The sequence below is a fragment of the Aeromonas sp. 602200 genome, assembly GCF_049173895.1.
Classification (GTDB): domain Bacteria; phylum Pseudomonadota; class Gammaproteobacteria; order Enterobacterales; family Aeromonadaceae; genus Aeromonas; species Aeromonas veronii_A.
The window spans coordinates 217,100-238,784 of sequence record NZ_JAAKSL010000004.1; the positions used below are offsets into that span (position 1 = coordinate 217,100).

Genomic DNA, 21,685 nt, shown 5'->3' on the forward strand with positions numbered 1-21,685 from the left:
TCTGCCTTTGTCTTGCCCGCGGCATTCGCGGCACTCGCGTTTGTTCGGCTTCACGCCGCGCACGCAGCTTGTGACATCTGCTCATTGTTGGCGGCGGGATAAGCTGTCTGTCTCGACCCATTTCTCATTGCTGATCGGTTATCGCCGTTGCGCTTTAGCTCTGAGTTTGGATTGTGATGAGCCGAGCGAAGGGGAAAGCAGGAGGTGAGTGGCCACTCAGGGTGATGGTCAGCTGGGCGTTCGGATGGTTACAAGGGGAGGGGCGCAATGGGCGCTGCTTTATCCCGGGTTTATCTGACCAAAAATATCAAGACGGCGAGATAAGGGGGTTATCAAGGGGCAAAAATGGGGCGGAAGGATATCAAGGTTTTATCAAGATGGCGGTGCACCCTGATGCCAATCTACTGTTTTTGAATGATTTTTATCAAAAACAATGAGGCGGCGAAAAAAGTTGCCTCATATTTTTATCCGTTAGCTGGTCTTTATGTTTTCCGGGGATGAGAGGCCTAGTCTGTGCCCATTCTTTGGCGGGGCGTTCCGCCAAATGTGTATGTGACGACCCGACCTTTTATAGAACCGGAGATCTTATGTCCCTAGATACGAGCAAGAAGATTGGCCTTATCGCCTGTACAGGTGTAGTGGCCGGCAACATGATGGGGAGTGGCATCGCGCTGCTGCCTTCGGCACTGGCCACCATCGGCTCCATCTCTGTCTTTAGCTGGGCAATCTGTCTGGTAGGCGCCATGGGCCTCGCCTTTGTCTTCGCCCGCCTGGCTACCAAGAACCCGCAAGAGGGTGGCCCCATTGCTTACGCTGGCGAGATCTCTCCGGTGTTCGGTTTCCAGACTGGTGTGCTTTATTACCACGCCAACTGGATCGGTAACCTGGCCATCGCCATTACCGGCGTCTCCTACCTCTCGGTCTTCTTCCCCATTCTCAACAGCCCGATCCCGGCCGCCGCAGCCACCATCGCTGCCGTCTGGATCTTCACTTTCGTCAACCTGCTTGGCGGTAGCTGGGTGAGCCGACTCTGTACCCTGGGTCTGGTGCTGATCCTGCTGCCGGTGGTCGGTACAGCGGTGATGGGTTGGGGTCATTTTGATGCCACTGTCTACAGCCAGAACTGGAATACCACCAGCGGCAGCGACCTGCATGCGGTCATCAGCGCCGTGCTGATCTGCCTCTGGTCCTTCGTCGGTGTTGAATCTGCCGCCGTCTCTTCCGGCATGGTGAAGAACCCCAAGCGCACCGTACCGCTCGCTACCATGCTGGGTACCGGTATCGCGGGTGTTATCTACATCCTCTCTACCCAGGTTATCAGCGGCATGTTCCCGGCTGGTGAAGTGGCAGCTTCCGGCGCCCCGTTTGCCATGGCCTCTTCCGCCATCTTCGGTAGCTGGTCTGCGCCGTTTGTCTCTGCCTTCACCGCTTTGGCCTGCTTCACCTCGCTCGGTTCCTGGATGATGCTGGTAGGCGAGGCGGGCAAGCGTGCCGCCAACGACGGCAACTTCCCGAAAATCTATGGCGAAGTGGACAAGAACGGCGTAGCCAAGAAGGGTCTGATCCTGGGCTCCCTCAAGATGACTGCCCTGATGGTTGGCCTGACCGCCTTCACATCCCAATCCGCTCACGCTGCCGATCTCTTCAACGTGCTGACCACAGATGCGGTGCTGCTGACCATGCTGCCCTACTTCTACTCCAGCATTAACCTCATTCGCTTCGAGGGCATGACCTCCCGCAGCATCGGCGCCATGATCTTCTCCGGTGTGGCCTGCGTCTTCTGTCTGGTAGCCCTGATGGGTGCCAAGGGTTCCAACCTCACAGCTACCTTCGTGGTGTCGCTCATCATCCTGATGTTCTACGCCAAAAAACAGGGTCTGCGTCAGCACGACGCCCTGCTGAACGAACAACCCAGCAACTGATTCCCCCTTTTATCTTCCGAGCGCTCTTCACTCACCATCCCTGATGGAGAGCGCCCCATTACGTGTGGAGCATTACGATGAATATCATTGCCATCCTCAACCACCTGGGCGTTTTCTTTAAAGAAGAACCCATTCGCCAGCTGCAAGCCTCCCTCGAGCGCAAGGGTTTCGAGGTTGTTTATCCGGTCGATGTGGCCGACCTGCTGAAACTGATCGAGAAGAACCCCCGCGTTTGCGGCGCCATCTTCGACTGGGACAAATACTCTCTGGGCCTGTGCAAGGAGATCCATGATCGCAACGAGAAGCTGCCGATCTTCGCCTTCGCCAACGACCAGTCCACCCTCGATATTCACCTGACCGACCTGCGTCTGAACGTGCACTTCTTCGAGTACCGTCTCGGCATGGCTGACGACATCGCCCTCAAGATGGGTCAGGCCACTCAGGAGTATCAGGACGCTATCCTGCCGCCGTTCACCAAGGCGTTGTTCAAGTACGTGGAAGAGGGTAAATACACCTTCTGTACTCCGGGTCACATGGGCGGTACCGCCTTCCAGATGAGCCCGGCCGGCAGCATCTTCTATGACTTCTATGGCCCGAACGCGTTCAAGGCCGACGTCTCCATCTCCATGCCGGAGCTGGGCTCCCTGCTGGATCACTCAGGTCCGCACAAGGAAGCCGAAGAGTACATCGCCCGTACCTTCAACGCCGATCGCTCCTACATCGTTACCAACGGTACCTCCACTGCCAACAAGATCGTCGGCATGTACTCCGCGCCGGCCGGCAGCACAGTGCTGGTTGACCGTAACTGCCACAAGTCGCTCACTCACCTGATGATGATGAACGACGTGACGCCGATCTACTTCCGTCCGACCCGCAACGCCTACGGCATTCTGGGTGGTATCCCGCAGAGCGAATTCAGCCGCGACACCATCGCTGCCAAGGTTGCCGCGACACCGGGTGCCCAGGCTCCCCGTTACGCCGTCGTCACCAACTCCACCTATGATGGCCTGCTCTACAACACCGGCTTCATCAAGGAAGCGCTGGATACTCCTTACATCCACTTCGACAGTGCCTGGGTGCCTTACACCAACTTCAGCCCGATCTATGAAGGCAAGTGCGGCATGAGCGGCGAAGCCATGCCGGGCAAGGTGTTCTACGAAACCCAGTCCACCCACAAGCTGCTGGCGGCCTTCTCTCAGGCCTCGATGATCCACATCAAGGGGGACGTGGAGGAAGAGACCTTCAACGAAGCCTTCATGATGCACACCTCCACCTCGCCGCAGTACGGCATCGTGGCATCGACCGAGATCTCCGCTGCCATGATGCGTGGCAACACCGGCAAGCGTCTGATCAAGGACTCCATCGATCGCGCCATCTCCTTCCGCAAAGAGATCAAGCGTCTGCGTGATCAGAGCGAAGGCTGGTTCTTCGACGTATGGCAGCCGGACAACATCGACACCGTCGAGTGCTGGAAGCTGGATCCGAAAGATGACTGGCACGGCTTCAAGGACATCGATGACAACCACATGTACCTGGATCCGATCAAGGTCACCCTGCTGACCCCGGGTATGGGTCGTGACGGCCAGCTGCTGGAGAAGGGCATCCCTGCCTCTCTGGTCTCCAAGTTCCTGGACGAGCGCGGCATCGTGGTCGAGAAGACCGGCCCTTACAACATGCTGTTCCTCTTCTCCATCGGTATCGATCAGTCCAAGGCGATGCAGCTGCTGCGCGCCCTGACCGAGTTCAAGCGTGGTTATGACCTGAACCTGACCATCAAGAACATACTGCCGAGCCTCTATCGTGAAGACCCGAGCTTCTACGAAGGGATGCGCATTCAGGAGCTGGCCCAGAGCATCCATGATCTGACCTGCAAGTACCGTTTGCCGGAGCTGATGTTCAAGGCGTTCGACGTACTGCCGGAGATGAAGATGACCCCGCATGCTGCATGGCAGCAAGAGCTGGCGGGCAATCTGGAAGAGGTGCCGTTGCGTGACATGGTTGACCGCATCAGCGCCAACATGATCCTGCCGTACCCGCCGGGAGTACCGCTGGTTCTGCCGGGCGAGATGGTGACCCAGGATTCTCTGCCGGTGCTCGAGTTCCTCGAGATGCTGTGCGAGATCGGTGCCCACTACCCGGGTTTCGAGACCGACATCCACGGCCTCTATCGTCAGGCCGATGGCAGCTACACCGTCAAGGTGCTGCGTTAATCGACAGTGACAACAGTCGAAAGTGACAACAACGGGCCGCAAGGCCCGTTTTTCCCTCCGGAATTCCTGTTCTTATTGCGTGAGTCGCCAACCATGAAGCGAGTGCTCTCCATTCAATCCCACGTAGTCTTTGGCTGTGCCGGCAACAGCGCCGCCGTTTTTCCCATGCGTCGCCTCGGGATCGAGGTGTGGCCGATGAACACTGTGCAGTTCTCCAACCACACCCAATACCGCGAAGGCTGGCAGGGGATGGTGATGCCCGGCGGCCATATCCGTCAGCTGGTAAACGGCCTGGCAGAGATCGGTGTGCTGGCCGAGTGCGATGCGCTGCTGAGCGGCTACCTCGGCTCGGCCGAACAGGGGGAGGAGATCCTGGCGGCGGTGGCCCGGCTCAAGGCGCTCAATCCGGCCGCCCTCTATTTTTGTGATCCCGTGATGGGTCACCCCGACAAGGGGTGCATAGTGGCACCCGGCGTCGCCGATTTTCTGAAAACCAGGGCACTGGCCTGCGCCGATATGCTGGCCCCCAATCTGCTGGAGCTGGAACAGCTCACCGGCCGCGATATCCGCAATGTGCCGGAGGCCATCGAGGCGTGCCAGCAGCTGCGCGCGCAAGGGGTCAAGCTGGTGATGGTCAAGCATCTGGGCAAGGCCGGCTTTGCCATGGACCGCTTCGAGATGCTGCTGGTGTGCGATGAGGGGACCTTTCACCTCTCCCGCCCGCTCTACCCTTTTGCTCGCCACCCCATCGGGGTGGGGGATCTGCTGAGCGCCACCATGCTGGCCAATCTGCTGGCCGGTTGTACCCCGGTAGCGGCGTTCGAACTTACCAACGCCAGCGTGGATGCGGTGCTGGCCCGCACCTGGCTGGCGGGAGCTTACGAGCTGCAACTGGTGGCGGCCCAGCATGAGATGGCGCTGCCGCAGGTCTCCATCCGGGCGACCCGCCTCTGAGCTGTTTGTACCAACAGCAGAAACAACAAAGCCCTGATCATCAGGGCTTTTTATATTTCAGATTCGGGGAGAGGGCTTAGTCTTGCGGGCTTTTGAGCGCCTTGACCACATCCTCTTTGGGCTCCAGCTCCTTGACCTGGTTGAAGATCTCCAGCTCCCCCTGCGGGCTGACGGTGTAGGCATCGGCATCCTGATAGCTGCCGCTACCGGCGCTCTCGATGATGACCACCAGCTCGGGCTGCTTGTCGCCATTCAAGTCGACCAGTTTCAGCTCCCGGATAAAGCCGTTGCGAGCCATCACCTTGCCATCCTGAAACTCATCCAGTGGAAATTGGGCGTTCTGGCCCGAATAGAGCCGCACGTCATAGCTGCCGATGGAGGCGGGCTCACCGGCCCCCTGCGCCACCCGGATCACCTGCCCGGAGGGGAGGGTCAGTTGCTTGCTAAATCCCTCTTCGGCTTGTGCTTGCGCCGCCAGCGGCAGGGCCAGCAGCCCTGCCATGATCAATGCTCTGTTCATCTTGCAACCTCTTGCTGTCTCTTGAGTGCGGGCTCTCGGGGAGCCCGCCGTGATGCTGTTACCAGATCTTCACCCGCTTCTGGGGCGGCAGATAGAGTTTGTCCCCCGGCTGGATGTTGAATGCCTCGTAGAAGGCGGGAATGTTCGGCACCACGCCGTTGACCCGGTACTCGGGGGGCGAGTGGGGGTCGGAGCGCAGCAGCATCTGCATCAGCTCGGGGCGATACATCCCCTTCCACACCTGCGCCCAGCCGAGGAAGAAGCGCTGCTCGCCGGTGAAGCCATCCAGCACTGGCGCCTCCTTGCCATCCAGTGACAGCTCGTAGGCCTTGTGGGCGATGGTGAGGCCGCCCAGATCGCCGATGTTCTCCCCCAGGGTGAACTGGCCGTTGACGAACTGACCGTTGATCGGCTCGAAGCGGTTGTACTGGGCCACCAGACGGCTGGTGCGGAAGCGGAACTCCTTGAGATCCTGCGGTGTCCACCAGTCGCGCATCATGCCGTCGCCGTCGGATTTGGCCCCCTGATCATCAAAACCGTGGCCCATCTCGTGGCCGATCACCCCGCCGATGGCGCCGTAGTTGACCGCATCATCCGCCGTCATGTCGAAGAAGGGGGGCTGCAAAATGGCCGCCGGGAAGACGATCTCGTTGTTGCTCGGGTTGTAGTAGGCGTTCACCGTTTGCGGCGACATGTGCCACTCGTCCCGGTCGACCGGTTTGCCGAGGCGCGCCAGACTGTCTGCGTATTCAAAGGCTTGCGAGCGTTGCAGGTTGCCCACCAGATCATCCGGTTTGATGGCGATGGCGCTGTAATCCTTCCACTTGTCGGGGTAGCCGATCTTGGGGCGGAACTTGGCCAGCTTCTCGAGGGCCTGCGCCTTGGTCTCGGGCGACATCCAGTCGAGCTCCTTGATGCTCTGGCCGTAGGCGGTGCGCAGGTTCTCCACCAGCTGCTCCATTCGCTCCTTGGCCGCAGGCGGGAAGTAGCGGGCCACATAGAGCTGGCCGACCGCTTCACCCAGATGATCGTTCAGCACCCCGAGCGCCCGCTCCCAGCTGGCGCGCTGCTTGGGCGTGCCGCTCAATGTGGTGCCGTAGAAGGCAAAGTTGGCGCGGTCGGTCTCGCTGTCGAGATAGGGGGCGTAGTCGGTCAACAGTTGCCACTTGAGGTAGGCCTGCCAGTCGGCGATGGGGGTCTGGGCCATCACCTGATCCAGCGCGCTAAGATAGGTCGGCTGACCGATGATGAGCTCCGGCTGGGAAGCAATGCCCGCGGCGTTCAGATAGGCCTGCCAGTCGAGGTGGGGGGCGAGCCGTGCCAGTTCGCTGGCGGGGCGCTTGTTGTAGTTCTTCTCCCGATCCCGCAGGGCGACGTTGTCCCACTGGATGGTGGCGAGCCGGGTTTCGAGGGCCAGAATCCGTTTGGCCTTGCCGCTCGGGTCAGATTCCCCGAGGCGGCTCAGCATGGCGGCGATATGCTGCTGGTACTTCTGGCGCAGGGCCTGACTGTCGGGATCCTGCTTGAGGTAGTAGTCCCGATCCGGCAGCCCCAATCCCCCCTGATAGAGGTAGACCGCATAGCGGTCGGGAGACTTGGCATCGGCGTCGATCCAGATGCCAAACGGCGCGCCGCCGCCCATGCGGCCACTTTGGGCAAAGGCGCGGGCCAGCGCGGCCTGATCACCGATCCGGTCGATATCGGCCAGCGCCGGTGCCAGCGGGGTGAGCCCCTTGGCGTCACGGCTAGCCTGATCCAGATAGCTGGCGTAGAGATCGCGGATCTGCTGGGTCGGCGTGCCGGTGGCGGCCTCCTGCTTGGCCAGCCCCTCGACCAGCACCCGCACATCGGCGAGGGATTTGTCCCGCAGCATGTAGAAGGCGCCATCGGCGGGGCGATCGTCGGGGATCTTGGCGGTGGCGAGCCACTTGCCATTGACGTAGCGGAAGAAGTCATCGCCGGGTTTGACCTGAGTGTCCATATTGGCCAGCGCCAGCCCGGAGTGTTTGGGGGATTCTTGCGGTGCCTGACTGCAGCCAGCCAGCAGGGCAAGTCCAATCAGGCCGGCCAGTAAGCTTTTCTTATTGTTCATCTTGTTTGATTCCAATTCGGGTTGTTTGCTTCCCTGCCCATCTTCCTTGTTCCAACCGGTTGTGCGACCGCCTTGCGGCCAGCCTGGTGGAGAGGGCGGGCGAGCCTCACTCTAGCAGCAGGGTTGCAGCTTGATAAGCCCGACTCTGCTAAGATCGGCCGGTCCGTTTTGGGGAAGCCTATGATTTCTCATCTTTATTCTCGCTTTTGTCTGACTATGCCAGCGCCGGAAGGTTCCACCGGTCTGCTGGTGGCCTTCAGTGGCGGCCTCGACTCCACCCTGCTGCTGGTGCTGGCGGCGCAGTATGCCCGCGAGCACAGCCTGCCGCTTCGCGCCCTGCACGTGCACCACGGCCTCAGTCCCCATGCCGATGAGTGGGTCGCTCATTGTGAAGCCGTGTGTCAGCAATTGGCGGTGGAACTGCTGGTCGAGCGGGTGACTCTGGCCCGTGGCAATGGCGAGAGTCTGGAGGCGCAGGCGCGCACCGCCCGTTACCAGCGGCTGACCGCCCGGATGCGGGAGGGGGAGTGGCTGCTCACCGCCCACCATCAGGACGATCAGCTGGAGACCCTGCTGCTGGCCCTCAAGCGCGGCGCCGGTCTGCGCGGGCTGGCGGGGATCCTGCCAAGCCAGCCCTTTGCCGGCGGCCTGTTGCTGCGGCCGCTGCTCGATATGAGTCGCGCCGAGCTGGCCGAGGCGGCAGCGAGCCTCCCCTTTGGCTGGGTGGAGGATGAGAGCAATCTGGACGTGAGCTATGACCGCAACTTTTTGCGCCAGACGCTTATCCCCCAGCTCAAGGCGCGCTGGCCCGCCATGGCCCAGACCGCGGCGCGCAGCATGGCCCTGTGCGCCGAGCAGGAAGCGCTGCTGGATGAGCTGGCCGAGAGCGACTGGCAGCTGGCGGGCGAGGGGGAGGCGCTCCATATCGGCCCGCTGCACGCCCTTTCACCCACCCGGCGCAACAACCTGCTGCGCTACTGGATCCGCCGTCAGGGGGGGGAGATGCCATCCCGCGAGCAGCTTGCCCGGCTCTGGCAGGAGGTGGCGTTGGCGCGCGGCGATGCCAATCCTCAGCTCAACTGGGGGCGCCAGAGCTGCCGCCGTTTTCAGGAGCGACTCTATCTGGTGAGCCCTGACTTGCAACCTTGTCATCAGGTGTTGCCGATGATTGTGGGTGAGCCGCTGACCCTGCCGGACGGGTTGGGCGAGCTGGTGGTACGCATGGCGGAGCAAGGCGAGGGGCTGCTGCGTTCCCCCCGAGCGGACGAGCCCCTCTCGGTGCGCTTTCAGGTGGCGCCCGGGAGCCCCCTCAAACCGGTGGGGCGAAGTGGAAGTCGGCGGATGAAGAAGCTTTTGCAGGAGTATGGAGTGCCTTCGTGGCAGCGGGGGCGCATCCCCATCCTCTACTATGGCGAGCAGGTGGCGGCGGTGGTGGGGCTCTTTGTCTGCGACGGCTTTATGGCTGAGGGAACAGGTCTGGTCTGCCACTGGCAGGGGAGCGGTGCCGCCCCCATCATGCCCGAGCAGGATCTTGCCTGAGGTGATCTCGGCGTAACCCCAAAAAAGAAGCTCCGGTCACATGGCGCGCATGTGCCGGAGCAAAGAAGAGTTCGGGATTATTCGTTAGGGCTGGCCTTGCCTGCTTTTTTGCGGGCGTAGAGGTGGCTGTCGGCCGCCTCGTAGAGGCTCGGCACATCGACCCCGGATTGCCAGCTGGCGGCGCCAAGACTGCATCCGACCGAGAAGGTGCTGAGCTCCTTGTTGGTCATCAACATATGCTGCAGTCGCAGCCAGACCGGGCGCCACGCCTCGGGTTCGGCCGGTTGCAGCAGCAGGGCAAATTCATCCCCCCCGAGCCGGAAGGCTTGATCCGTGCTGCGGATGCACCCCTTGAGCAGCTGGGCGAAGCGGCTCAGCACCAGATCCCCCACCGGATGGCCCCAGGTGTCATTGATCTGCTTGAAGCGATCGAGATCCAGCAGCACCAGCACCAGACCGTGAGGCTCGCGGCTATGCTGCTCGATGGCGCGACCGATGGCTTCGTCAAAGTATGAGCGGTTGCCAAGGCCGGTCAGGTGATCGAGCCGGACCAGCTGATCCAGTTTTTCCAGCCGCAGATAGAGGGGCAGCAGCAGGCAGAGCAGCTGATGGTATTGCATCAGTACCCGTTGCTGGCTGCCGCTCAGCGGATGTTCCAGCTCGTAGTGGAGCTGGCCGAGCAGCTGGCCATGCTGACCGCGTAGCTCGAACGGATAGTTGTGCAGGTTGAGGGTGGCCAGCGGCGGGTGCTGGATCAGCACATGGGGCTGGCCACAATCGAGGTAGAGACTGTGGATCCTGACAATTCTTGCCGCACGATCGGCAAAAGTTGTCAGCAGACCGCCGAGATCGCTCTGCCCCAACAACTGCTCGAGCAACTGGTTGCGTTCAACGCTGGGCAACGGCGTGAGCCGCTCCATCTGGCGAACCCACTGCTCGATGCCATGGCTAAAGCCATTAAGTGACGACGTATTTTCCATGGTCTTCCACCTGTAACACCTGACTACTGTCTCCTCCCTGCAATTGGCATGCCCAATATATCTTTCCTGCCCGCCAGATCGGCTGACTAAGCTTAAGTCGATAAAAGGAGAGGAAAATTTGTACACCGACCTGTTGATCCTGCTGTTCGCCGCCGTCCTGCTGGTGGCAACTTTCCGGCGCCTCGGCTTGCCGGTGATCCTTGCCTACCTGATTGCCGGCGTCTTGCTCGGCCCCCACGGGCTGGCGGTGATCACCGGCCAGTCGATCATGCAGACCATTGCCGAGCTGGGGATCGTCTTTTTGATGTTCTCGCTGGGGCTGGAGTTCTCCCTGCCGAAACTGCTGGCGATGCGCCGGTTGGTGCTGGGGGTCGGGATGTTGCAGGTGCTGCTCACGTCACTGCTCTTTTTCGCCATCGGCTGGTGGTGGGGGTTGGGTCTGGCCCAGTCGCTGGTGGTGGCGGGGACGCTTGCTCTGTCGTCGACGGCGGTGGTGATCAAGCAGCTTGGCGAGCAGAAGCAGCTCCATACCCGCCGTGCCCAGCTGGGGGTGAGCGTGCTGCTGTTTCAGGATCTGGCGGTGGTGCCCCTACTGGTGATGATCCCGATTCTCGCCCAGCCGGAAGTGCAGGGGAGCGCCCTGGCCGCCGAGATCGCCTGGGCCACCCTCAAGGGGCTGTTTGCTCTCTTCACTCTGCTGGCGGTGGGCAAGTGGTTGCTGCCGCTGCTGTTTCACGAGGTGGCGCGAGCCCGCTCCGACGAGTTGTTCGTGCTGAGTGCCCTGATGGTGGCACTGCTGGCTGCCTACATGACCCATTCACTCGGGTTGTCGATGGCGCTGGGGGCATTTCTGGCTGGGATGATGCTGGGGGAGTCTCACTACCGTCATCAGCTGGAGGTGGACATCAAGCCCTTTCGCGACGTGCTGATGGGGCTCTTCTTTATCACCATCGGCATGGCCATGGAGTGGGAGCTGGTAGCGCGGGCATGGTGGCAGGTACTGATCTGCGTGGTGCTGCTGGTGCTGTGCAAATCCCTGCTGGTGCTGCTGGCCGGGCGGCTGATGGGGGAGCGCAAGCGCGACAGCATGGCCGCTGGCATCATGCTCAGTCAGGTGGGGGAGTTCGGCTTCGTGCTGCTGGCACTGGCGCTCCACCACGGCCTGCTGGATCAGCAGCTGGTCTCCCTGCTTATTGGCATCGGCATCATCTCCATCGCCATGACCCCCTGGCTGGTGACCCAGGCCCATTCGCTGGCCCGCAGCCTGACCGATCCGGCGCTGCTGACCCGCTCCGAAGTCGCCCAGTCGGGCCTGAGCAAAAACCAGCATGTCATCATCGCCGGGTTTGGCCGGGCCGGGCAGACCTGTGCCCGCTTTCTCAAGATCGAGGAGATCCCCTTTCTGGCCCTCGATCTTGACCCGGAGCGGGTGAGCGAGGCCAAGCTGGCGGGGGAGCAGGTGGCCTTCGGCGATGCCAGCCGCCGCGATATTCTGCTGGCCGCTGGGTTGTTGCGGGCGCGGCTGGTGATCATCACCTTCGATGATCGCAAGCGGGTGGAGGCGATGCTGGCACTGATCCGCGAATTGGCGGGGGATCTCAAAGTGCTGGTGCGTACCCGGGATGACAGTTTTCTGGAGCAGTACAAGCAGGCGGGGGCGTTTGAGGTGATCCCCGAATCCCAGGAGGGGGCCCTGATGCTGGTCTCCCACCTGCTGCTCAATTGCGATATCCCCATCGGTCGGGTGATCCGCCGGATGGAGCTGGAGCGCAGCAGTCAGTATCGCTTCCTGCACGGCTTCTACTGGGGGGATCAGAGTGCCAGTAATCTGGAGGCAGATCAGCTGCTTGAACGCCTCCATCCGCTGTTGCTGCACGATCAGGCGTGGGCGGTGGGCCATGAAGTGCGCGAGCTGCCGCTTGATGAGGTGCGGATCAAGGAGGTGCAGCGCGGCGATCAGAGTCTGGAGCCCAGACCCGAGCTGGTGCTGGCGGCTGGGGATCGGCTGATCCTGTTTGGTACCGTGGTGGCGATGGAGCAGGCGGAGCAGCGTTTGCTGGAGGGGCGCTGAGCCCCCTCGCACTCATCGGCTGCCCCCTTTACTCCTGCTCTTTTGGTAGCCCTTCGATATCGAGGAAGGCGACGACCCGCTCCCGCTCCCTCAGGGTGTCCTGATAGCCCAGCTTGATCAGCTGCTGACAATAACCCGGATAGAACATCAAAAAGCTCGCCAGACTGCTGGTCTCATCCCCCTTCACACCCAGCACCCGCAACAGCCGGCGCAACTTTAGCGGCAGTTTGCGCAGGTAGGCCAGTGCGATGGTGTCGAGATCCTGACTCGGTTTTAGCACGCAGGTCTCCACCCGTTTCAGCTTGAGGCGATTGCGTTCCCGCTCCGGGATAAGATCCAGAGTCTGGTTGATGCGCCACAGCCGCTCCAGATCGGAGTTGAGGGTGTCGGTAAAGACCGTATCGAGCAGATGGCTGGCAATATTGGAGCTGGTGAGATGGCCGTGATGATGGGTCGGTGCCGAGTGGGCTGGCGGATCCAGGGTGATCAGCAGGATCCGCTCTGCACCCAGATGGATGGCGGGGCTGAGCGGGCTCAGCTGGTGGATGGAACCGTCGCCGTAGAACTTCTCGCCGATCCGAGTGGCTGGAAAGACAAAGGGGAGCGCCGAGGAGGCGAGCAGATGCTCAGATGTAAGCACGGTGCGTACCCCGCGCCGTCTGGCCCGCTCCCACGGATGGTGGTCGGCCCGCCCCTGAAAGAAGGTGGTGGAGAGACCGTCATCGTAATCCGATGCCGTGATGGCCAGCGCCTCCAGACTGCCGTAGAGGATGTTGTCATCGATGCGGTGATAGTCGATGAGCTGATCCAGCAGGCGGTGCAGCGGCGCGTTGTCAAAGAGGTGAAAGGCGTGGTTGGTGTGGGGATTGATCAGCCCCGCCGACCCCTCGTACATCAACCGCCACAGCAGGTGCCCGGGGTGAAAATCGAAGATGTGGTGAGTCTCGAAGCGGCGCCAGACCCACTCCAGCTTGCGCACCCCCAGATGGAAGCAGGAGGCGTAGCAGGCCAGTGCAGTGACATTGATGGCCCCCGCCGAGGTGCCGCACAGGATGGGAAAAGGGATGCCGAGATTGCGCGGGTAGAGCTCCGCAATCGCCTTGAGGGCGCCGACCTGATAGGCGGCGCGAGCACCGCCACCGGTGAGCAACAACGCTGTATTGGGTCTGGCCATATGCTGGCGCCTTATAGTGTTCTGACAAGGATGCTCCCACTGACAAGTTAACTATAAGGCGCTGTATCAAATATAAAAACGGGCGCTCGCCCGTTTTTTTCATGGCCCCATGTCAAAGGGCGCGGTGAGGATTTTCCGGCCGCGCCAGCTGATCGAAGGCGGCGAATACCGGGGCGCTGGCGAGGATGCGACCGTGGCCCAGTCCCCGGGTGCTCACCAGCCGGGTATGACCATCCTGACTGGCCCGCAAGGAATCGCCGTGCGGGGCAAACCTGTCCTCCTCGTCGTGCACGATCATCGCCTCGCCGCTGCGACTGGCGAGTCGGCCCAGCGGATCGACCGTGCTCAAGGGGTGCTGGTACTCCTGCTCAATCTCCTTGACCACCGCATCGAACAGCCGGATGGAGTAGCCGGAGCGCGCCACCATGCCGTAGAGCTGGGGCACATAGTCGAGTACCGGTGAAATCAACAGCAGCGGCAGGGTATCGATACCCGGCTGACGGCTGGAGAGGGTGATGGCGCCCCCCATGCTGTGGGCGATGATCCCGTGCAGCGGGCCTACTTCGCTGGCCAGCTTGGTCGCCAGCTCGTCGAAGGCGCGCACGAAGCGGGGCAGGTGGCCAGTGTTGCCTGCGCTCTGGCCGTGGGCCGGATGATCGTAGGCAATGGCGGTGAAACCCTGCGCGGCGATATGGCTCATCAGCGGATAGAACTGGCTGGCGCTGCCGGACCAGCCATGCATCAGCAGCCACAGTGGCCCCTGACCGAGCCGATAGCTCATCAATACCCCTTCGCTGGTATGGACGGCCTGCTTGACCAGACCGGCTGGCGCTGCGTTGTCCCGCTGGTTGCGCTGGGGGGTGAGCAGCAACTTGCTGGCGGTGCGCTTGGCATGGGTGGGGGCGAGTCTGTGGTGCAACCGGGTGCCGATCCCCAGCAGCCATTTGCTCGGGCTGAAGCGGCGGGTGTTGAAGTAGATCTTGCTGCTCATGGTCATCCTGTGGTTTTTATGTGCGAACGGTCGTGCTTTTTTGCCGGTTTTTAAAAATTCGTGTTGAACGGATGCCAAAACATCAGCGCCAGCTGGCGAGCAGAGCATCCACTTCGGGCCAGAAGTGGCGGGCCGGATCCTGACACAGTTCGAGATCGTTGAACACCTGATCCGCCAGATAGAGGCCATAGAGACGGTAAACGGCGCGCCAGGGATCCATCTCCTGTCGCCACTCGCCTGCGGCCTGACCTTGCACTACCTGACGGGCCAGATAGTCGAGCCAGAAGCGCACCAGTTGACGGGCGGCTTGCTGCACTTGGCTCTTTTGCTCATGGCCATCCTGCACCGAGGTCCAGGCATCGAGGAACATGCAGCGTCCGGCGAAGCAGTGGTTCCACGCCTGCCAGGCGCGCAGCAGGGCGATCAGCTTGTCGTGCTGGCTCTGGTGATCCTGCTGGCGAACCGGCTGGATCACCCGCAGCCGGAACACCTCGGCGGCGTACTCCAGCACGGCGATCTGCAGGTTGTCGCGGGATTGAAAGTGGGCAAACAGGCCGCTTTTCGACATCTCGCAGGCGCTGGCCAGCGAGCCGATGGTCAGGCTCTCCAGCCCTTGCTGGCTCGCTTGCTCAAAGGCTGTCTGTAAAATGTTTTCCCGGGTCAGGCGCCCTTTGCTCATCACTCTCTCCTCGTTGGCGCTGGCAGCATAAAGTACGATCGTGCTAATTGTCGAGCAACAAATAGCCAGCATGGCTGGCTATGTCGTCTCGCGCGTGTCACTGCGTGCGGGTTTCAGCTCTCCTTGATATCGAGCTGTTGCAGGGCGATGACTGCCTGAGTGCGGTTTTTGACACCAAGTTTTCTGAAGATGGCGGTGATATGGGCCTTGATGGTGGCCTCGGAGACGTTGAGCTCCCAGGCGATCTGTTTGTTCAGGCTGCCATCGCGCAGCATGATCAGCACCTTGTACTGCTGGGGGGTGAGGCTGGCCAGCTTGCTGGCGAAATCGGGGCCATCTTCCGATTCAGGATGGAGCGAGATGCCTTCCGGCACCCAGTTATCCCCCCCGATCACCGTATTGAGGGCGTTGACCAGCTCCTTCATCGGCACCGACTTGGGGATAAAGCCGAGCGCCCCGAGCCGCAACACCTGCTGGATGATGGCCGCATCTTCCGAGGCGGAGACCACCACGATGGGCAGGTCGGGATATTGGCCGCGCAGGTGGGCCAGCCCCTCGAAGCCGTTGGCCCCCGGCATCTTGAGATCGAGCAGCAACAGGTCAACTTCGGGGTGCTCGCCGAGCAGGTTGGTCAGGCTGTCGATGGAGTCCGCTTCCAGCAATTGAGCGTCGTTGATGGCCATGTGCACCGCTTGGTAGAGGGCGCCCCGAAACAGGGGGTGGTCATCTGCGATGACGATGGTAAATTGGCTGTCCATATTTCGGTTAATGGCTCACATTGTTGCTAACTGATTGTTTTGAAAAATCAAACTAGCATCGCTCACCAAGAGGGTCAAACCCGCCGGTGTGCAAATGTGAAGCGACCATCGGATGTTTTGCCATCAAGGGCAGACAGGCCGGTCGCAGGCAACTCATGCAGGAGGCAACAGATGGGATCCTTGGTATTGGCGGTGGGCACCGGCTCCACCTGGGCGATGCGGGCGGCACTGGTGCTCGCCATGAGCGGGCTGACGTGGCAGGAGCAGGTGTTCGATCTGGAGGATGCCAAGTCGCTGGCGCGGCTCAAGCAGCTGGCTCCGGCCGGTCTGGTGCCCTGGCTCGAACACGATGGCGTGCGGGTTCACGACTCGCTGGCCATCGCCGAATATGTTCTCGAGCGCTGTCCCGACCGCCAGCTCTATCCTGTTTCGCTGGCCGAGCGGGCACTGGCTCGCAGCCTCTGCGCCGAGTTGCATGCAGGATTTCGGCAGATCCGTTCTCTGCTCCCCTTCTTTCTTGGGGCGCCAACCCGTATCGATCCCCCGGTGGAGGCGGTCGGCGAGCTGGCCCGTTTGCAGGAGATCTGGTCGCAGGCGCAGGGCCCCTTCTACTTTGGCGCGGCGGGCATTGTCGATGCCTTCTATGCGGTGATGGCCTACCGGCTGGCCAGCTACGGCATCCTGTTGCCCGGTCAGGCCGGAACCTATCAGCAGGCGCTGCTGGCCTGGCCCCTGTGGCAAGAGATGTTGGTCAAAGCTCGCCTGCAGTGGCCGGTGGCAGCGCGCCAGTCACAGTGAACCGTGGCAGATAGATAAATGAAAGAGGGGAGCCAGTGGCTCCCCTCTCTGCTGCTGGTCAATGTGGCTTAAGGGTTACTGCTGCCGGCCGGCAAAGACCACGACCACCTTGTCATCCCCCTTTTCCCGCACAAAGGCGTAGGGGGCATCCGAGAGTTTCTGGTGGCTGCCTGCCGCAATGGCCGGATGGGCGGCGCGGAACTGGCCCAGTTGCTGCCAGTGCTTGACCAACTCGGCCTTGTCGCCGCTGGCAAGCTCCTGCCAGTTCATATCCGAGCGCAGCGCCTGATCGAACACTCCGCCATCTTTGGAGAGCCCCCGGCCGGACTCGTCGCCATAGTAGAGCTGGATGCCGCCCGGCAGCAGCATAAAGCTGTTGGCGACCCGGCGCTGTAGCGGCACATCCTGATAGTCGCCAAAGAACAGCTTGGTGTCGTGGGAGCTGATGTAGCTCAACACGTTGAACTCGGGATCCTGATTGATGCGGCTGGCGTAGCTGGCATAGGTGGGCTCGGCGCTGGCCATGCACTGGGCTTGTGACAGTGCGAACTCGCGCTGATAGTCGAAGTTGATCAGGGAATCGAAACCGTTCTGATACCAGAAATCCTTGGCCACCCCGTGATCCCACACCTCTCCCACCATATAGAAGGGCAGAGCGTCGAGGGCCTTGTCCGGGTTGGCGGCTTTCCACTCCTTGAGTGCAGCGGTGCCCGCCTGCTTGAGCTTGGCCCACACTTCGGGCTCCAGATGCTTGACGGTGTCGGCCCTAAAACCGTCGATACCAAAGCGGCGCACCCAGTCGGTGTGCCAGGCGATGAGATAGTCGCTCACGGTAGCGTCGGGCAGCGCCTTGGCGAGGGTATCCTTTTTCGCGGCCAGCAACGGCGGCAGTCCTACCGGTTTGGCCGATTCGGTCAGAAAGTCCGGCAGCCCCGCCACCGAGCCGGTGACATCGTCGGTGCCGGGCTGCGGGTAGCCGGGCAGACCGGCGCGCACCCAGTCACCGCTCCACCATTTGCTCCACGCGGGTGATTGATAGTCGATGAACTGGTTGTAGCCATGCCAGTTGAGGCCGCCGCTCGGGCGCCACTGGTTCCAGACGGTTGGCAGTTTGCTGCTGTTCTGGGTCAGTTCGGTGAGCCCGAGATCTTGCAGATCGGCGAGGGTGGCGTAACCGGCGTGGTTCATCACCACGTCGAGGATGATCCGCATGCCGCGCTTGTGGGCCTCATCCACCAGGGTTTTCAGGCTCTCTTCATCGCCGTAGTTGGGGTCGATTTTGGTGAAGTCGAGCGCCCAGTAGCCGTGGTAGGCGTAGAAAGGGAAGTTGCCCTGCTCGCCACCGCCGATAAAGCCGTGTACCTGCTCCACCATGGGGGTGATCCAGATGGCGTTCATGCCGAGGCTCTTGATGTAGTCGAGCTTCTCGGTCAGCCCCTTGAAGTCGCCGCCGTGCCAGGTGGCCACCTCATCCTGTCCATCCTTCTGGCGGCCGAAGCTGTGGTCGTTGGCGGGGTCGCCGTTGTGGAAGCGATCGGTCAGCAGGAAATAGACGCTCGCCTGATCCCAGCTGAACGGTGCTGGCTTGGCTGCCTTGACCGGCTCGAGCAGCAGCAGGCCGCCGCTCTCTTTACTCGGGGTCAGTGTCAGTTTGCCCTGTTTGACCACCGCCTCCTGTTTCGAGTAGGCATCCCGCAGTCGGGTGCCGTCGGGCCAGACCCCTTTGAGCGACACCGTGACCGGGCCGCCATCCCAGCTGATGCAGGGCTCTTCTGGTGGCTGGCGTTTGAATTCGCTCTTCTTGGTCGCCCGCAGCACCTTGAGGCTGGGGGTATCCGGGTTGAAAGTGAATTGATACTCCCCTGCCAGCATCACCCGCAGGGTAAAGCTGTGATCCTTGCTGCATTTGTCCATGGGCTGGGCGGTGCCGAAGGGGAGCGGCTTGCTCTCGCTCGGGCCAAAGCTGGTGCCGCAACTGTTGCCTGCGTCGCTGATGCGGATCTGGTGGCTCCCCTTGGCAAGGGGATGGGTCAGCTCCACCGTGCCCTTGTCCAGTGCGATCGGAGTCGCCACCGGCTGACCATCCACATAGAGGTGAACCTCGGGGGCGGCCATCGCCTGTGGGGTGAACAGAGGGGCGGCCAGCAGGGCAAGCCAGAGGGGGGATAAGTGATGAGCACGACGCATAAGCCATTCCTTGAGCAGGGCAGTTCGGACAAGGGCCCATTCTAGGAGCAGCAAAGCGCGCCTTGGATCGGCAAAATGCCGATTTGTGACTTCAGTTCAAATGGTTACGTTTTCAAGCCGAGGAAAGTGTGACGGGGAGGTGGTGGGATGCTTTGTCGATAAAAATAGCGGCCATAAAAAATGCCGGTCAGGTGACCGGCATTTGGTGTATCAGGCATTGTCGTCACATCAGACGGTGAAGAACTTGAAGTTGACGAAGGCCACCGCGATGAAGGAAGCCACCATGCCGCTGATGCAGAGCACAGCAGGGCGGATGGCGGGCCAGCGATGGGTCAGCAGAATGATGGCCAGCAGGGTCGGGTAGAGCCCGAACATGTAGCGTGGCATGGCGTTGAGGCCGGTCATCAGCGGGATGGTGCAGCAGATGAACATCAGGGTCGCTTCCGCCCAGCGCTTCTGGCTGAACAGGTAGCCGTTCAGACACCAGCCGAAGATCACCATGATGGAGAGGTAAGCCTTGCGGCCGCCCAGCTCGAAACCGCTCAGCCACCAGTCCAGCGGGCTGTCCATGTAGCGACCCCAGGCCACCTGAATGTGCTTGAAGGCAAAGGCATCGCCGGTCAGATGATAGAGGTAGACCATGTAGGCGAACAGGCCAAACGGGATCATCCAGAGGGTGAACACCACCTTGAAGGCGCGCTCAGTAAAGCGGAAAAATTCCCGCCAGCCGTAAGCTTGCAGCGCCAGGATCAGCACCGGGAAGACCATCATCACCCCCAGGTTGCGGGTGGCGGAGATACAGACCCCCAGCACGGCCACCATCAGCCACTGCTCCCGATAGGCGAACAGGAACATCCCCAGCATCAGCGCCATAAAGGTCGACTCGGTATAACCGGAGACGAAGTAGGCGGAGAAGGGGGAGAAGGCGAGCAGCCAGACGCCGAAGCGGGCGGTATCATCCCCCAGCTTGAGCTGCCGCAGCACCAGCAGCATCAGCGGCAGGCTGGCGAAGAAGGAGATATTGGTAACAATGATGAGGCCGATCAGGCTCTCGACATTGAACAGGTTGGAGATGGCACCGGAGACCATCGGGTAGAGCGGCATAAAGGCCCAGTTGGCCGCATTGCCCTTGCTCAGCCAGCGGGGGTAGAGATCGTAGCCGTTCTCGATGATGCGCTGGAACCAGACGCAGTCGAACTGACAATAGGCCTGCAGCGGGCCGATGTCGGGGGAGCCATAGAGCTGGACACCGAAGTAGCCCATGCCATACAGCGCCACCCGGCTCAGCATGAAGGCGGCGATGATCATCAGCCAGTCACGACCGCTGATGCGCAGTGACGGGCGATAGGGGAGTGCAGCCCCGGTTAGCGGGGCAGTATTGGTCATATCATTCATCAGGCAAAAACCCAGACGCGAGAGAGAACGTAAGTGAGGACGGTAACGGTCAGGGTGGCGATGACCACCGGCAGCAGACCGGAGAGCCCCGCAAACAGCAGGCCGCTCAGGATCAGGTTACGCACCGCCAGCGAGAAGAGGGCGACCAGCAGAAACTTGCTGGCGGCTCCCTGCTTCTGGAAGGTGATGTAGCGGTGACCAAAGAAGGAGAACCAGAACGCGATGGCAAAAGCCAGCGTGGTAACCAGGTGCTCCGAGATGGTGGGCCAGGTATGAAACAGTGCGATGGAGGTGCCAAGGTCGACGAGGGTAGCTCCCCCGCCGACAAAACCGAAACGTACCAGCCGCCAGAATTCCTCGCGGGAGATCATTGAGGCGCTTGCTCCTGCTGCTCTTGCGGGTTGCTGTCAGCGCTCTGCGGTTTGGCCGCATCCTGCTTGGCATACTGGCCATAGACCCCTTCAATGAGGTAGACCGGGCGCTGTTTCACTTCCACGAACATGCGGCCGATGTACTCGCCGATGATGCCGAGCGACAGCAGCTGGATACCGCCGAGGAACAGCACTACGGACATCAGGGAGGCGTAACCGGGTACGTCGATGCCGAAGAAAACCACCTGGGTCACGATCTTGAGGATGTAGAGGAAGGCGACGAAGGAGACGCCGACACCCACATAGCTCCAGACCCGCAGCGGCCAGCTGGAGAAGCTGAGCAGACCGTCGAGGGCGAAGTTCCACAGTTTCCAGTAGTTAAACTTGGTTTCACCGGCGTGACGGGCCGGGCGCTCGTAGGGGACGCCAACGGCACGGAAACCGGCCCAGGCAAACAGACCCTTCATGAAGCGGTTGCGCTCCGGCAGCAGCTTGATCGCCTCGACCACGCGACGGTCGATCAGGCGGAAGTCACCGGCGTTTTCCGGTAGCTTGGTGCTGGTGGAGAGCGCATTAAAGAAGCGGTAGAAGCCACCGGCAGTCAGGCGCTTCATCGGGGTATCGGCGCTGCGATCGACGCGGATGCCGTAGACGGTGTCATAGTCACCGGTCTGCCACAGTTTGACGAACTCCAGGATCAGGGCAGGAGGATCTTGCAGATCCACGTCCATCGGCACGATGGCATCCCCTTTGGCCTGATGCAGACCAGCGGTCAGGGCGGCTTCTTTACCGAAGTTGCGTGCCAGGTTGACCAGGGTCACGCGCGGGTCACGGGCGATGGCCTGCTCGACCACTTCACGGGTGCTGTCACGGCTGCCATCGTTGACGAATACAATTTCAAGCTGGTCTTTCAGCGGGGCCAGTTCGTTGTCTATCGCGTTGATGAAGGCATCGATGCTCTCTTCCTCGTTGTAAACGGGAACGACCAGAGAGAGTCGAAAATCTGGATGCGACATAAGAACGTCCTTATTTGGGATAGTTGTT

Annotated in this window: 18 protein-coding genes; 7 read left to right on the top strand and 11 right to left on the bottom strand. The window is 61.3% G+C overall.

Features of this window, described 5'->3' with window-relative positions:
* Window positions 1–176 precede the first annotated feature (176 nt).
* The 4 genes from G5221_RS07825 to pdxY all read left to right on the top strand — a co-directional run bounded on the left by G5221_RS07825 (window position 177) and on the right by pdxY (window position 5,086).
* Window positions 177–437 (top strand): hypothetical protein, encoded by a 261-nt coding sequence (locus G5221_RS07825; protein ID WP_421263048.1) that lies wholly within the window; start codon window positions 177–179, stop codon window positions 435–437.
* A gap of 150 nt (window positions 438–587) precedes the next feature.
* Entirely contained in the window at window positions 588–1,922 is a 1,335-nt protein-coding gene (gene cadB, locus G5221_RS07830) for a cadaverine/lysine antiporter (protein WP_005347861.1), read from the top strand.
* 77 nt (window positions 1,923–1,999) lie between these two features.
* Complete coding sequence (locus tag G5221_RS07835) at window positions 2,000–4,132, top strand: lysine decarboxylase CadA (protein ID WP_236347354.1); 2,133 nt, start codon at window positions 2,000–2,002, stop codon at window positions 4,130–4,132.
* A 93-nt stretch (window positions 4,133–4,225) separates the two neighbouring features.
* On the top strand, window positions 4,226–5,086 hold the full coding sequence (pdxY, locus tag G5221_RS07840; protein WP_376888668.1) for a pyridoxal kinase PdxY: 861 nt from the start codon (window positions 4,226–4,228) through the stop codon (window positions 5,084–5,086).
* A 76-nt stretch (window positions 5,087–5,162) separates the two neighbouring features.
* On the opposite strand, the gene G5221_RS07845 is transcribed toward pdxY, so the two are convergent.
* Both G5221_RS07845 and G5221_RS07850 read right to left on the bottom strand, forming a co-directional pair.
* Window positions 5,163–5,606: a PliI family lysozyme inhibitor of I-type lysozyme gene (locus tag G5221_RS07845; protein WP_164537500.1), complete on the bottom strand. Its 444-nt coding sequence runs from the start codon at window positions 5,604–5,606 to the stop codon at window positions 5,163–5,165.
* Between the two features lie 58 nt (window positions 5,607–5,664).
* The gene (locus G5221_RS07850; RefSeq protein WP_376890966.1) at window positions 5,665–7,698 is read right to left on the bottom strand and encodes a M13 family metallopeptidase; all 2,034 of its coding nucleotides are present in this window, start codon (window positions 7,696–7,698) and stop codon (window positions 5,665–5,667) included.
* 180 nt (window positions 7,699–7,878) lie between these two features.
* Here G5221_RS07850 and tilS point away from each other — a divergent pair, with 180 nt between their 5' ends.
* Window positions 7,879–9,237: a tRNA lysidine(34) synthetase TilS gene (tilS, locus tag G5221_RS07855; protein WP_421263049.1), complete on the top strand. Its 1,359-nt coding sequence runs from the start codon at window positions 7,879–7,881 to the stop codon at window positions 9,235–9,237.
* Between the two features lie 77 nt (window positions 9,238–9,314).
* On the opposite strand, the gene G5221_RS07860 is transcribed toward tilS, so the two are convergent.
* Window positions 9,315–10,217: a GGDEF domain-containing protein gene (locus G5221_RS07860; RefSeq protein WP_064337057.1), complete on the bottom strand. Its 903-nt coding sequence runs from the start codon at window positions 10,215–10,217 to the stop codon at window positions 9,315–9,317.
* A 118-nt stretch (window positions 10,218–10,335) separates the two neighbouring features.
* Between G5221_RS07860 and G5221_RS07865 the strand changes: the two genes are divergently transcribed.
* Window positions 10,336–12,288, top strand: a complete 1,953-nt coding sequence (locus G5221_RS07865; RefSeq protein ID WP_421263050.1) for a cation:proton antiporter — start codon at window positions 10,336–10,338, stop codon at window positions 12,286–12,288.
* A 28-nt stretch (window positions 12,289–12,316) separates the two neighbouring features.
* Here G5221_RS07865 and G5221_RS07870 read toward each other — a convergent pair whose 3' ends face one another.
* From G5221_RS07870 to G5221_RS07885, 4 genes are all read right to left on the bottom strand, one after another.
* The gene (locus tag G5221_RS07870; protein WP_266134297.1) at window positions 12,317–13,462 is read right to left on the bottom strand and encodes a patatin-like phospholipase family protein; all 1,146 of its coding nucleotides are present in this window, start codon (window positions 13,460–13,462) and stop codon (window positions 12,317–12,319) included.
* A 112-nt stretch (window positions 13,463–13,574) separates the two neighbouring features.
* The gene (locus G5221_RS07875; protein ID WP_266134296.1) at window positions 13,575–14,453 is read right to left on the bottom strand and encodes an alpha/beta hydrolase; all 879 of its coding nucleotides are present in this window, start codon (window positions 14,451–14,453) and stop codon (window positions 13,575–13,577) included.
* A gap of 82 nt (window positions 14,454–14,535) precedes the next feature.
* A complete protein-coding gene (locus G5221_RS07880; protein ID WP_266134295.1) occupies window positions 14,536–15,132 on the bottom strand; it encodes a TetR/AcrR family transcriptional regulator in 597 nt (198 codons plus the stop codon).
* 113 nt (window positions 15,133–15,245) lie between these two features.
* Window positions 15,246–15,890, bottom strand: coding sequence for a response regulator (locus tag G5221_RS07885; RefSeq protein WP_076492859.1), 645 nt, complete (start codon window positions 15,888–15,890; stop codon window positions 15,246–15,248).
* A 171-nt stretch (window positions 15,891–16,061) separates the two neighbouring features.
* Here G5221_RS07885 and G5221_RS07890 point away from each other — a divergent pair, with 171 nt between their 5' ends.
* The gene (locus tag G5221_RS07890) at window positions 16,062–16,688 is read left to right on the top strand and encodes a glutathione S-transferase N-terminal domain-containing protein (protein ID WP_266134294.1); all 627 of its coding nucleotides are present in this window, start codon (window positions 16,062–16,064) and stop codon (window positions 16,686–16,688) included.
* Window positions 16,689–16,763: 75 nt separating this feature from the next.
* On the opposite strand, the gene G5221_RS07895 is transcribed toward G5221_RS07890, so the two are convergent.
* From G5221_RS07895 to G5221_RS07910, 4 genes are all read right to left on the bottom strand, one after another.
* Window positions 16,764–18,875, bottom strand: a complete 2,112-nt coding sequence (locus tag G5221_RS07895) for an alpha-amylase (RefSeq protein ID WP_421263051.1) — start codon at window positions 18,873–18,875, stop codon at window positions 16,764–16,766.
* A 228-nt stretch (window positions 18,876–19,103) separates the two neighbouring features.
* Window positions 19,104–20,270, bottom strand: coding sequence for a hypothetical protein (locus G5221_RS07900; protein ID WP_005338464.1), 1,167 nt, complete (start codon window positions 20,268–20,270; stop codon window positions 19,104–19,106).
* The gene (locus tag G5221_RS07905; RefSeq protein ID WP_005338463.1) at window positions 20,270–20,641 is read right to left on the bottom strand and encodes a GtrA family protein; all 372 of its coding nucleotides are present in this window, start codon (window positions 20,639–20,641) and stop codon (window positions 20,270–20,272) included. Before G5221_RS07905 ends, G5221_RS07900 begins: the two co-directional genes overlap by 1 nt.
* Window positions 20,638–21,657, bottom strand: coding sequence for a glycosyltransferase family 2 protein (locus G5221_RS07910; protein WP_421263052.1), 1,020 nt, complete (start codon window positions 21,655–21,657; stop codon window positions 20,638–20,640). Before G5221_RS07910 ends, G5221_RS07905 begins: the two co-directional genes overlap by 4 nt.
* Between the last annotated feature and the right edge of the window lie 28 nt (window positions 21,658–21,685).

Bases quoted from the DNA above. Each gene is read 5' to 3' on its own strand.
- G5221_RS07825 (WP_421263048.1), top strand. From the start codon at position 177: ATGAGCCGAGCGAAGGGGAAAGCAGGAGGTGAGTGGCCACTCAGGGTG.
- cadB (WP_005347861.1), top strand. From the start codon at position 588: ATGTCCCTAGATACGAGCAAGAAGATTGGCCTTATCGCCTGTACAGGT.
- G5221_RS07835 (WP_236347354.1), top strand. From the start codon at position 2,000: ATGAATATCATTGCCATCCTCAACCACCTGGGCGTTTTCTTTAAAGAA.
- pdxY (WP_376888668.1), top strand. From the start codon at position 4,226: ATGAAGCGAGTGCTCTCCATTCAATCCCACGTAGTCTTTGGCTGTGCC.
- G5221_RS07845 (WP_164537500.1), bottom strand. From the start codon at position 5,606: ATGAACAGAGCATTGATCATGGCAGGGCTGCTGGCCCTGCCGCTGGCG.
- G5221_RS07850 (WP_376890966.1), bottom strand. From the start codon at position 7,698: ATGAACAATAAGAAAAGCTTACTGGCCGGCCTGATTGGACTTGCCCTG.
- tilS (WP_421263049.1), top strand. From the start codon at position 7,879: ATGATTTCTCATCTTTATTCTCGCTTTTGTCTGACTATGCCAGCGCCG.
- G5221_RS07860 (WP_064337057.1), bottom strand. From the start codon at position 10,217: ATGGAAAATACGTCGTCACTTAATGGCTTTAGCCATGGCATCGAGCAG.
- G5221_RS07870 (WP_266134297.1), bottom strand. From the start codon at position 13,462: ATGGCCAGACCCAATACAGCGTTGTTGCTCACCGGTGGCGGTGCTCGC.
- G5221_RS07875 (WP_266134296.1), bottom strand. From the start codon at position 14,453: ATGAGCAGCAAGATCTACTTCAACACCCGCCGCTTCAGCCCGAGCAAA.
- G5221_RS07880 (WP_266134295.1), bottom strand. From the start codon at position 15,132: ATGAGCAAAGGGCGCCTGACCCGGGAAAACATTTTACAGACAGCCTTT.
- G5221_RS07885 (WP_076492859.1), bottom strand. From the start codon at position 15,890: ATGGACAGCCAATTTACCATCGTCATCGCAGATGACCACCCCCTGTTT.
- G5221_RS07890 (WP_266134294.1), top strand. From the start codon at position 16,062: ATGGGATCCTTGGTATTGGCGGTGGGCACCGGCTCCACCTGGGCGATG.
- G5221_RS07895 (WP_421263051.1), bottom strand. From the start codon at position 18,875: ATGCGTCGTGCTCATCACTTATCCCCCCTCTGGCTTGCCCTGCTGGCC.
- G5221_RS07900 (WP_005338464.1), bottom strand. From the start codon at position 20,270: ATGAATGATATGACCAATACTGCCCCGCTAACCGGGGCTGCACTCCCC.
- G5221_RS07905 (WP_005338463.1), bottom strand. From the start codon at position 20,641: ATGATCTCCCGCGAGGAATTCTGGCGGCTGGTACGTTTCGGTTTTGTC.
- G5221_RS07910 (WP_421263052.1), bottom strand. From the start codon at position 21,657: ATGTCGCATCCAGATTTTCGACTCTCTCTGGTCGTTCCCGTTTACAAC.